This is a genomic window from Neotamlana nanhaiensis (genome assembly GCF_000943555.1).
GTDB lineage: Bacteria > Bacteroidota > Bacteroidia > Flavobacteriales > Flavobacteriaceae > Neotamlana > Neotamlana nanhaiensis.
The window spans coordinates 115,135-126,772 of sequence record NZ_JTDV01000001.1 but is presented as its reverse complement, the minus strand read 5'-3'; the positions used below and the strand labels follow the sequence as shown (position 1 = coordinate 126,772).

8 protein-coding genes are annotated in these 11,638 nt (G+C 37.1%); all 8 read left to right on the top strand.

Annotation, left to right across the window (positions count from 1 at the left end; translation table 11 throughout):
• Nucleotides 1-13: 13 nt before the first annotated feature.
• Complete coding sequence (locus PK35_RS17270) at nucleotides 14-2,575, top strand: exo-alpha-sialidase (protein WP_131474382.1); 2,562 nt, start codon at nucleotides 14-16, stop codon at nucleotides 2,573-2,575.
• Nucleotides 2,576-2,593: 18 nt separating this feature from the next.
• Complete coding sequence (locus PK35_RS00525) at nucleotides 2,594-3,934, top strand: pectate lyase family protein (RefSeq protein WP_044624723.1); 1,341 nt, start codon at nucleotides 2,594-2,596, stop codon at nucleotides 3,932-3,934.
• 23 nt (nucleotides 3,935-3,957) lie between these two features.
• A complete protein-coding gene (locus tag PK35_RS00520; RefSeq protein ID WP_052825721.1) occupies nucleotides 3,958-6,321 on the top strand; it encodes a DUF5916 domain-containing protein in 2,364 nt (787 codons plus the stop codon).
• 228 nt (nucleotides 6,322-6,549) lie between these two features.
• A complete protein-coding gene (locus tag PK35_RS00515) occupies nucleotides 6,550-7,317 on the top strand; it encodes a DeoR/GlpR family DNA-binding transcription regulator (RefSeq protein WP_044624722.1) in 768 nt (255 codons plus the stop codon).
• A gap of 110 nt (nucleotides 7,318-7,427) precedes the next feature.
• On the top strand, nucleotides 7,428-8,843 hold the full coding sequence (locus PK35_RS00510) for an L-fucose/L-arabinose isomerase family protein (RefSeq protein WP_044624721.1): 1,416 nt from the start codon (nucleotides 7,428-7,430) through the stop codon (nucleotides 8,841-8,843).
• Between the two features lie 18 nt (nucleotides 8,844-8,861).
• On the top strand, nucleotides 8,862-9,686 hold the full coding sequence (locus tag PK35_RS00505) for a transketolase (protein ID WP_044624720.1): 825 nt from the start codon (nucleotides 8,862-8,864) through the stop codon (nucleotides 9,684-9,686).
• Nucleotides 9,687-9,692: 6 nt separating this feature from the next.
• Nucleotides 9,693-10,664: a transketolase family protein gene (locus PK35_RS00500; protein WP_044624719.1), complete on the top strand. Its 972-nt coding sequence runs from the start codon at nucleotides 9,693-9,695 to the stop codon at nucleotides 10,662-10,664.
• Between the two features lie 11 nt (nucleotides 10,665-10,675).
• A complete protein-coding gene (locus tag PK35_RS00495; protein ID WP_044624718.1) occupies nucleotides 10,676-11,635 on the top strand; it encodes a D-ribose ABC transporter substrate-binding protein in 960 nt (319 codons plus the stop codon).
• Nucleotides 11,636-11,638 lie beyond the last annotated feature (3 nt).

Here is an 11,638-nt window from a genome sequence, read left to right as displayed (position 1 = left end):
TAAATCATAAAGAATGAAACTATCTTTTTTTTGCATGATACTTTGTTTGATAATACTGTCATGTCATTCAAATAAGAAAAACGATAACATTGGAACTGTAGATTTAGCCATGGCTGTTGAGAGTAAAGATTCCCGGTTAGCTTTTCCAACCGCAGAAGGATATGGAAAATACACCAAAGGTGGCCGTGGTGGTCAAGTTTTCGAAGTCACCAATCTAAATGACAACGGCGCGGGAAGTTTGCGAGCAGCTGTTGAGGCGAATGGACCAAGATCCGTAGTTTTTAGGGTGTCTGGAAATATTGAGTTGGAAAGTCCAATCCGCATTAAAAACCCTTATATCACCATTGCAGGACAAACTGCACCCGGCGATGGAATTTGTCTTAAAAACCACCAATTGAGCATAGATGCCGATGAAGTGATTATCCGTTACATAAGGGTAAGACCGGGTGATGTGTCAGGCAAAGGTTATGATGCCGTAAGTGGGCGATACATAAAAAATGTAATCTTAGACCATGTTTCAGCCAGTTGGAGTGTAGATGAGGCCATGTCGATTTATAGATGTGATAGCCTAACCGTACAATGGAGCATCGTTTCAGAAAGTATGTTTCTCTCAAAGCATGAAAAAGGAAATCATGGTTTTGGAGGCATTTGGGGAGGGAATTATACCTCTTATCATCATAATTTATTGGCGCACCACAGCAGTCGAAATCCGCGTTGGGCCTCAGGTGTAGGTTATACGGATTATCGCAATAATGTGATTTATAATTGGGGTTATAATTCATGCTATGGAGGAGAAAAAATAGAAAATAGCAATCCGCAGAAGTACAATTTTTTCGAAGTAAATATGGTTGGCAATTATTATAAACCTGGGCCTGCAACCCAACCGGGAGAGGTGTCTTATCGAATTGCTAATCCATCTTTTAGAAGTGAAGAAGACCACGGTAAGTGGTATGTCGCCGATAATGTTATTGAAGGTAACGAGAAGGTTTCCGAAAATAATTGGAACGGTGGTGTACAAACAAAAATGGCTTTGGAAAAGTTAAAGATGGATGAACCTTGGCCGTCAATGCCCATAAATGAGCAGCCCGCCGAAGTGGCTTTTCAGCTGGTTCTAAATCAGGCAGGGGCAAATTTGCCTAAAAGAGATGAAATAGATACCAGAATAGTTAAGGAAACGCTTGGCGGATATGCTACACATGAGGGAGAAGCTTATAAAAAGCTAAAAAAAGTTGCTGATAAATCTAAAATATGCGGAATTATTGATTCGCAAAATGATGTTGGTGGCTGGCCAGAATTAAAATCGCTTCCAGCCCCAAAAGATTCAGACCACGATGGTATGCCCGATGATTGGGAAATAAAAAATGGCCTGAACCCAAATGATACTTCAGACTGCAATTCAGATAGGAATAATGATGGGTATACCAATTTAGAAGACTATTTAAATGAATTGGTTGCTGAAGGTAATGCGAAAATTGTGGCGCAATCACCGTCAAAGAAGGCAATTGTGTCAGAAGAATTTGTCTTTACCAAACAGCCGACTCGTGATTGTCATGCTTCTTCTATATTAGAATTGGAAAATGGTGATTTGCTTTGTGTGTGGTTCGGTGGAACACGAGAAAGACACCCCGATGTAAATCTTTGGATTTCCAGAAAGCCTAAAGGAGGAAAATGGAAAACACCCGTGGTGGTTTATGATGGGGACGGAAAAACATTGTTTAACCCTGTGTTGGTTCAATTAAAAGGTGGCGATATTCAAATTTATTTCTTGAGCCCTGAAATTGACGACGGACAAGTTACCACTTCAACAGATAATGGGCACACTTGGAGCAAGCCTCAAAAATTACCGAAAGGATTTACGGGGCCTCTTGTAAACAAACCTATATATATGGATGATGGAACCATTATTGCTGGGGCCAGTTTGCAGGGAGACCCCGGAAAGCGCGTTCATGTGGAGCGCAGTACCGATAATGGCAAAACGTGGACACGAACAGAATCCATAAGCGACCCCGTGAATACCAAATATCAAATTATACAGCCTACTTTTTTAGTGCATTCACAGAAAAAATTACAATTGTTGGCACGGCCTAATGGAAAAGGTGAGGATACCAGAATAGCACAGTCGTGGTCAGATGATGGTGGGTTGACTTGGTCGCCCGTTACCGATACCAATTTGCCTAATAATAATTCGGCCATTGATGCCGTAACTTTAAAAGATGGCAGGCACTTATTGGTGTACAATCACTCTACTCGCGAAGACCCTATTGGAGGTAGAAAAGGCCGTGGCATCCTTGCTGTGGCTATTTCTAAAGATGGAATTAACTGGGAAGCTGCCGCGGTTTTAGAATACAGAACAGGAGCAGTGCAGTATTCATATCCTGCCGTGATTCAAACAAAAGACGGTTTGGTGCACATTACCTATTCGTGGCATCGTAAGCGTATAAAGCACGTGGTTTTAGATCCTGATAAATTAGAAACTTTCCCTATTGTAAATGGCGAATGGCCAAAAGATAAAATGCCTTGGATTATGAGTCAGGAAAGTGAAAATGCCAATGTACAATCGGAGGTTTTAGATTAGAAATTAAATCAGTTCAAAATGAAAAAATTAAAATTGACAGTGCTTGTTTTGTTTTTCAGCTTAAATGCAGTAATGGCACAGCAATTGGCTTTTCCGACGGCAGAGGGCTTTGGTGCTTATGCTAAAGGCGGTCGGGGCGGAAAAGTGTTGTATGTCACCAATTTAAATGATGACGGAGAAGGCAGTTTGCGTTGGGCGGTTGAGCAAGAAGGAGCGCGTACGGTGGTTTTTGCCGTTTCGGGAACCATTGATTTGAAAAGCAGATTGGATATAGAAAACCCTTATATAACCATTGCAGGACAAACAGCTCCTGGAGATGGCATTTGTTTAAAGGGTGAAACTCTAAAAATACTAACACATGATGTTATCGTCCGTTATATTCGAGTTCGTTTGGGTGATGGAAAGTTTGGTGAAGGTGGCACTAATCAAGGTAAAGACGCCATTGATATATCCTTTGGAAAAAACATTATTGTAGACCACTGCTCAGCAAGTTGGAGTTTGGATGAAGTATTATCAACTTCTAGCTACAGGCCAACCCTAACTAATGTTACTGTGCAATGGTGCTATATTACAGAAGGCTTAAATGTTGATGGACATGGTTTTGGTTCTCTAATTAGAGGAACGGGTGGTGCGCGATACAGCTATTTGTACAACCTTTATGCCCATAATTATGGACGCAATCCACGCCCTGGAAACTACGATTCAAACCCACATACTGAAGATCCGGAAGGCCTTTTGTTGGATTTCAGGAATAATGTTATTTATAATTGGGGAGGAGGGCATGCCGGTTATAACGCAGATAAAGTAAGTGTAGCTAAGATTAATTATGTGGGCAATTATCTTATTCCTGGCGCAGATTCAAAGGCTAACGGAATAGCGTATTCAACAGGATCTCCATATAATCAAGGGTATTTCCATGGGAATTATTACGATGGAATCAGTCCGAAAAACCAATGGCGGTTAGTGAAATTTAATAAAGAATGGAAAGAAGAGCAGATTGAAGCTTTCAAACAAACAAAACCTTTTGAAACAGGATTGATTAATACTAAAGATGCTGTTGAAGCCTATGATAAAGTTTTGAAGTTTGGTGGAGCTGTTTTGCCAAAACGTGACGCAGTAGATGAGCGCATTGTAGCAGGCATTAAAAACCGATCGGGTAAAATAATAAAAAGTCAAGAAGACTTAGGAGGTTGGCCAGAGTTAAAAAACAAAAAATCACCAAAAGATACCGATTTGGATGGAATGCCTGATGATTGGGAAATAAAGAATGGACTCAACCCCGATGATGATGAAGATAGAAATATTGTATCAGAATATGGTTATACTATGCTAGAAAATTATTTAAACAGTATTAATTAAAGAATAAATATAAAAGAGCGTATATGAAGGTGTTAAAAAAGGCATTTGTGATTTTCGCAATGTTGAGTGCTCAGTTTAATGGTGTTTTATCGCGAAAAATAGAGTTAGCATGTTTTGCTTTTTATGTAAAGTTTGTTTGTGTAAACCTAGCTTTAATAATGCCGTTTTTATTATTTTCCCAACACACAGCGAGTGCTAAAAAAAATGAGGAAATAAGTCAAATTCACATAAGAAAAACTACCGATAAAATTGTGATTAATGGAAGTTTGGATGAATTATCCTGGCGACAATCTCAGTTGGTTTCAGGTTTTAATCAATATTTTCCAAAGGATAATATTGATGCAATAGGCGACACGGAAATTATGATGTGCTATGATGATAATTTTCTGTATGTCGCTGCAAAATGCTATTCATCTGGTAAAAATTTTAGAGTAGAGTCTTTAAAGAGAGACTTTAGCTTTTCAACAAACGACAATGTAAATTTTATTTTCGATACCTACTTAGATAGAACCAATGCTTTTCAGTTTAGCCTAAATGCTATGGGAGCACAAAAAGAAGCGCTTATTTCCAATGGGGGAAAGAATAGTAATGCTATTGATATTTCTTGGGATAACAAATGGTATGGTGATTCAAAAATCTATGATGGATATTGGGTTTGCGAATTAGCAATTCCTTTTAGTTCCATAAGGTATAAGGAGGGAGCGTCCAAATGGGGGTTTAATTGTTACAGAAATGATGTGCAAAACAACGAGATTTCCAATTTGACAGGTACTTCACGGGAGAACAATTTAATGAATTTAAACTTTACGGCTGATATCGTATGGGAGCAACCTCTTAAAAGACCGAGTCAAAGAGTGTCCTTGATTCCTTATACCTTAATTGGTGCTTCCAGAGATTATGAAATTCCGTCAGAAACAAAATTCCAACCAAGCTTTGATGTAGGTGGCGATGTAAAGCTAGGCATTACGTCGAGTCTTAACTTAGATTTGACTATTAATCCCGACTTTTCTCAAGTAGAAGTTGATGGGCAGGTAAATAATCTTGATAGGTTTGAGATATCACTTCCAGAGAAACGGCAATTTTTTCTTGAAAATGCAGATCTTTTTGGAAGTTTTGGTACCAATTCTGCCAGACCGTTTTTCTCCAGAAGAATAGGTGTGTCAATTGATACATTAACCGAAAACAATATTCAAAACACTATTTATGGTGGACTTAGATTAAGTGGTAAGCTCAATAAAAGATTGCGAATTGGTTTGTTGTCTTTGCAGGCTGCATCTCAAAGAGAGAATGATTTGCCCAGTTTTAATTATACTGTTTTAGCTGCCCAACAACAGGTGTTTGATAGGTCGAATATTGCTTTCATATTGGTAAACAAGCAAGCTTTTAATTCAAATAGATTTGGTGACAGCGTGGATGCATTTGACCGTGTTGCGGGTATTGAGTATACATTGAACACAAAAAACAATTATTGGCTAGGAAAAGCAAGCGTGATGAAAGCCATGACACCAGATGACAAGCAAATGAAGTATAATTCGTTTTTTCAATTGGAATATAACCGTAGACGATTTAGGGCTGAAATCGTATCATTGTTGGTGGGTGATGGATTTGATGCCGAAGTGGGTTTTGTTCCTAGGAGAGATATACTTATGTTTAGTCCAGAGTTTGATATTAGATTTTTCCCAAAGACAAAAAAAATAGCTCAAATAACTTTTCAGGCAGATAGTCGGGTTTTTTACAAATTAGGAAAAGATGACAACCCGATAATTGAAGATTTTGGTTTGGAAGAATGGCAACTGAAATTTGATTTAAAAACGAGTTTTTCAAATAATCATAATTTTGATGTGAGTTTCGAATTTAAGGACTTTACTTTGTTGAGAAATTTTGATCCAACACGAATACAAGCAACCGATTTGTTCTTTCAGTCCGGTACAAAACATAAAAATACAGTCTTTACTGCTTCCTATGAATCTGATGTAAGAAAGGCATTCTCTTATCAAATAAGTCCAAATGCCGGACGTTTTTATGGAGGGACAAAAGTTGGCATTGAAGGAGGTATTAAGTATAGATTTCAGCCGTTTGGTTCTATTGCAATGGATTGTGAATATACTAAAATTGATATTGGAGGAAATTTTAAAAAGGCAAATTTTTGGCTTGTTGGTCCACGAACAGAATTCACTTTTTCCAAAAAACTATTTTGGACTACTTTTTTACAGTACAATAGCAGGTTAAACAATCTAAATATCAACACTAGGTTGCAATGGCGTTTCGCTCCAGCTTCAGATTTCTTTTTGGTGTGGACAGATAATTACAATACAGAGGTTTTTAGTAATTTTCAAAAAAGAAATAGAGCTTTAGTGGCAAAGTTGACCTACTGGCTCAATATTTAAAACTAAAAACTTAATGGTTTTAATTGCTTGGTCGACCTTCTTATTAGGATTTAATTATAACTTTTACCAGCACCATAATTAAATTCCAAATATAAAATTTAGAAAACAGGGGGCTCTGTGCAAAGGAAGAATGGTTTTAAAAAATCGGTTAATGAGAAAAACTGTCTTTAAGTTATATTTTACTGTCTGTTCTTCGTTAATTTACGATTGTTTTCGTTTATTTGCATTATGGCATTATTACCCAACCAAAGAAGAGAAAAAATAATTGAACTGTTAAAAGAGGACGGTTCTGCAAAAGTGGCTGATTTAGCCAAATTATTTAAGGTTACAGAGGTTACTATCAGGCAGGATTTAGAAAAGCTAGAGTCTAAAGATTTGATTGTTCGTGAACATGGTGGAGCATTTCTAAAAGATATGCAAGACAACGTAAGGAATTTTGCACTTGTCAATCAGGAAAACCTTGCGCTAAAAGAAACAATAGCTTTTAAGTGTTTGGATTTTATTGAAAGTGGCGATACCATTATTTTAGATTCGGGAAGTACAACTACAGAAATTGCCAAAAAACTTAAAGGTTATAATAACTTAACCGTGATAACAAATGCATTAAATATTGCACTAATGCTAGGTACCGAACCAGGAATTGAAGTGATTATGACCGGAGGTGAATTTAAACCGCCTACTTTATCATTAACTGGGCAAAAGGCAGCTGATTTTTTTAATGGATTAAACGTTCAAAAATTGTTTTTGGCGACCGCAGGAATATCCCTTAAGTCAGGTTTGACTTATCCTAGTATCAGTGATTTAGTGGTTAAAAAAGCAATGATAGACGCTGCTGATATTACTTATTTAGTGGCCGATAGTACCAAAATAGGAAAAACAGCATTGGCAAGTTTGGGCGCGTTATCCTTAATAGATTTCTTAATAACAGATTCAGCAATAAAAGAAGACGATAAAAAAGTGTTTAAAAGACATGAAATAGAAGTTATCATAACATAACGAATCATTTTTATGAAATTGACCGCCGTTTAAAAAGTAATAATGACTTTTATCGTATTCATTAATTTTAACGACCAATTAAAAAAACTAAATAAACGAAAATATATAACATGTCGAAACAAGCATTAAGCATTGGAATTATTATTGGAAATCGAGATTTTTTCCCTGATAGTTTAGTAGAAAAGGCAAGAACGGAGATTATTGATGTTTTTGCAAAAATGAACATAAAACCCATTCTTTTGGAAACTTCTGATACCAAATTAGGTGGTGTCGAAACGTATAAAGATTCGCAAAAATGTGCCGAATTGTTTAAAAAGCATAGCGAAGAATTGTCGGGTATTCTCGTTTTGCTTCCAAATTTTGGAGACGAACGAGGTGTTGCTGATACTTTAAAGTTAGCCAATTTAAATGTTCCTGTTTTAATACAGGCATACCCAGACGAATTATCAAAAATGAATGTGGTTAATCGTCGTGATTCTTGGTGCGGTAAAATTTCGGTTTGTAATAACTTATATCAATACGGTATAAAATATTCATTAACAAGTAATCATGTTTCTTTTCCAACAGATGCCGAATTTCAAAAAGATTTACTAGATTTTTTAGCCGTTTGTCGTGTGGTAAAAGGCTTAAAAAATATTCGTATTGGTGCCATTGGTGCACGTCCAGGAGCTTTTAATACAGTTCGTTTTTCTGAAAAAATATTGCAAAGAAATGGAATTACAGTAGTTACAGCCGATTTATCGGAAATTTTAGGTAAAGCAGAAAAATTAACTAAAGATGACGCATCGGTTAAGCAACATATCGAGGCTATAAACGCTTATGCTCCTAAAGGTAAAACGCCAGATGCAGCAATGATTCAAATGGCAAAACTCGATGTCGTTTTAAAAGAATATGTAGAAGAATATCAGCTTGACGCTACGGCCATTCAATGTTGGACGTCGTTACAGCAAAACTACGGTTGTAATGTATGTACTAGTATGAGTATTATGAGTGAAAACATGTTGCCATCAGCTTGCGAAGTAGATGTAACAGGTACATTAAGTATGTACGCCATGCAATTAGCATCAGGTTCGCCAAGTGCCTTGGTAGACTGGAATAACAATTATGCAAACGATCCCGAAAAATGTGTGCTATTTCATTGCGGAAATTGGGCAAAATCGTTCCTTCCAGATATTGAAATTAGCAATGCGCCAATTTTGGGAACTTCAGTAGGTGTTGAAAATACTTATGGTGCTCTTGATGGAAGAACACCTGCAATGCCATTAACCTACGGAAGAATAAGTACCGACGATCCAAAAGGCATTATTAAAGCCTACTTTGGTGAAGGTGAATTAACCGACGACCCGTTAAATACCTTTGGGAATCGAGCCGTTGCTAAAATCAATAACTTACAAGGATTAATGAATCATGTTTGTAGAAATGGTTTTGAACATCATGTTGTAATGAATGCTTCAAAAACAGGTGCTATTTTAGAAGAAGCTCTTGGTAATTACATGGGCTGGGAAATTTATAACCATAAAGGTTAAATAAAATCATTTTAGAAAATGACAAATAAAGAATTAAAGTTAAAATCTGTTTTTCTTAGAAAAAGCCTGTTAAAATACATTTATAACGCCAAAGCAGGTCATACAGGTGGAAGTTTATCGTGTGTCGATACTTTAAATGTGCTTTACAATCGTGTTTTAAATGTAGATCCTAACGATTTTAAAAATCCTAATCGAGACCGTTACATACAAAGTAAAGGCCATTGCGTTGAGGCTTTATTTGTAACATTAGCAGATCGCGGATTTTTCCCAATGTCCGATTTAGAAACACTTTGCCAGCATAAATCGCATTACATTGGTCATCCCACGAAAAAAGTAAACGGCGTAGAGCAAAATACAGGAGCTTTAGGTCATGGTTTACCTATTTGTGTGGGTGAAGCTATTTCTGCTAAGTTAGATGGTAAAACGCACCGTGTGTATACGCTTTTAGGCGATGGCGAATTGCCCGAAGGTTCCAATTGGGAAGCTTTTCTGGCAGCTGCTCATTATAAATTAGATAACCTTTACGCTATTCTGGATTATAATAAACAACAAATAACAGGCGACAATAGTGAAGTTATGAATACCGATTCGGTAAGCGAAAAACTTCAGTCTTTTGGTTGGGCTGTTAAAGAGGTTGATGGACATAATTTAGAAGAATTAGAAGCCGCTTTAAATAGCGGGCCATTAGAAGCCGGAAAACCAAACTTTATTATAGCGCATACTGTAAAAGGAAAAGGTGTGAGTTATATGGAACGTAACTTAAAATGGCATCATGGTGTGCCAACTCCTGAGCAGTACGAATTGGCATTATCAGAATTAAACGAAGCCGAAGCACTTATTTAAATTATTATGGAATTAGATAAAATTGAAGAGAAAGATTTAAAAATGGGTATTGCTAATCAGGTTGTTTTTTCTGAAACGATGCAACAATTGGCAGAAACCGATAAAGACATAATTGCGGTAACAAGTGATTCCCGTGGTTCGGGAAAACTTGTGCCTTTTGCACAAAAATATCCAAACCAAATTGTTGAAGTTGGTATTGCTGAGCAAAACTTAGTGGGTGTTGCTGCAGGTTTGGCTTCTGCAGGAAAAAAAGCATTTGCTGTATCTCCAGCATGTTTTTTAAGTGCACGTGCTTTAGAGCAAATTAAAAATGATGTTTGTTATTCCGACAATCCGGTAACCTTAGTTGGTATTAGCTCTGGTATAAGTTACGGTGCTTTAGGCACAACACATCACAGCTTACATGATTATGCGGCATTAAGAGCCATAAATAATATAACAATTGTTGCGCCTGCGGATAATTTTGAAACCGAACAAGCCGTAAAACTGGCAGCGAAGCATAATAAGCCCGTTTACATGCGTTTTGGTAAAAAAGCAATGCCTTTTTTAGATGAAACTAATAGCGATTTTGAATTCGGAAAAGGGCGTATTGTTCGTAATGGTGGTGATTTAGCAATTATTGCCTGTGGAGAAACCGTTTACCCAGCGTGGTTAGCTGCAAAAAAGCTTGAAGACGAACACGGTATAAAAACAACTGTGGTAAGCATGCATACTATAAAACCTCTGGACGTTAAATTATTAGAAAATTTAGCTGAAAATGGCCGACCAATAATCACCGTGGAAGAACATATGGTTTATGGCGGATTGGGAGAAGCCTGCGCCTCACATTTGATGCAAAACGGTTATAAGAATTCGTTTAAAATTATGGGAATACCAGATGAGTATACGGTTACAGGATCTCAGGTTGAAATTTTTAACTACTACGGAATTTCGCGAGATGGCATATATAAAACCGGGAAGAAGCTGCTCAAAATTTAAAAGTATTTTTCATGACTATACTACCTAAATTAAATAAGACATTTTTAATAATCCTTTTACTTGCCATCTTCACCACATTGGGCTGTAAAAACAAAAAGCAAAACACTACCAAAAAGGTGGCTGTTGTTGTGTCAACCCTTAATAATCCATGGTTTGTTGTTTTAGGGGAATCAGCTGCACAACGTGCACGTGAATTAGGATATGAAGCCACAATTTTTGATTCACAAAATAATACATCAAAAGAAGCTGAACACTTTGAAAATTTAATTGCAGCTGGATACAATGCCATTCTTTTTAACCCTACAGATTCCGAAGGTTCTGTATCTAATATTAAACGCGCAAAACAGGCAGGCGTTCCTACATTTTGTATGGATAGAGAAGTCAATTCGTTGGATGGACCAATATCTCAAATCATTTCAGATTCTTTTTCGGGATGTGTGGAGTTAGGGGAGTATTTTGTGCGGCAACTTAATAAAAAAGGAAAATATGTAGAGCTCTTGGGGTTAGTTGGAGACAATAATACATGGAATCGATCCAAAGGGTTTCATAGCGTTGTTGATCACTTTCCAGAACTGAAAATGGTAGCACAACAAAGTGCCGATTTTGATAGAAGTAAAGCTATGGAAGTTTTGGAGTCTGTACTGCAATCCAATCCAGATATTGATGCTGTTTTCTGCGGAAATGACGCCATGGCTATGGGGGCTTACCAAGCCCTGGTGGCAACAGGTAAAGCAAACAACGTTATGGTTTTTGGTTTTGATGGTGCCGATGATGTTATGAATGCCATTGCTGATAAGAAAATAAAAGCTACAGTAATGCAATCGCCTAAAGCTATGGCACAAACGGCTGCAGAATTAGCTGATGAATACCTTAAGGGTAAACGGAATTTTTCAGCAAAAACACCTTTGGCTGTTCAGTTGGTAACCCGTGAAAATATTTACCAATTTGAAGACTTTGGTTCAACTAACTAATAC

Bases quoted from the DNA above. Each gene is read 5' to 3' on its own strand.
- PK35_RS17270 (WP_131474382.1), top strand. From the start codon at position 14: ATGAAACTATCTTTTTTTTGCATGATACTTTGTTTGATAATACTGTCA.
- PK35_RS00525 (WP_044624723.1), top strand. From the start codon at position 2,594: ATGAAAAAATTAAAATTGACAGTGCTTGTTTTGTTTTTCAGCTTAAAT.
- PK35_RS00520 (WP_052825721.1), top strand. From the start codon at position 3,958: ATGAAGGTGTTAAAAAAGGCATTTGTGATTTTCGCAATGTTGAGTGCT.
- PK35_RS00515 (WP_044624722.1), top strand. From the start codon at position 6,550: ATGGCATTATTACCCAACCAAAGAAGAGAAAAAATAATTGAACTGTTA.
- PK35_RS00510 (WP_044624721.1), top strand. From the start codon at position 7,428: ATGTCGAAACAAGCATTAAGCATTGGAATTATTATTGGAAATCGAGAT.
- PK35_RS00505 (WP_044624720.1), top strand. From the start codon at position 8,862: ATGACAAATAAAGAATTAAAGTTAAAATCTGTTTTTCTTAGAAAAAGC.
- PK35_RS00500 (WP_044624719.1), top strand. From the start codon at position 9,693: ATGGAATTAGATAAAATTGAAGAGAAAGATTTAAAAATGGGTATTGCT.
- PK35_RS00495 (WP_044624718.1), top strand. From the start codon at position 10,676: ATGACTATACTACCTAAATTAAATAAGACATTTTTAATAATCCTTTTA.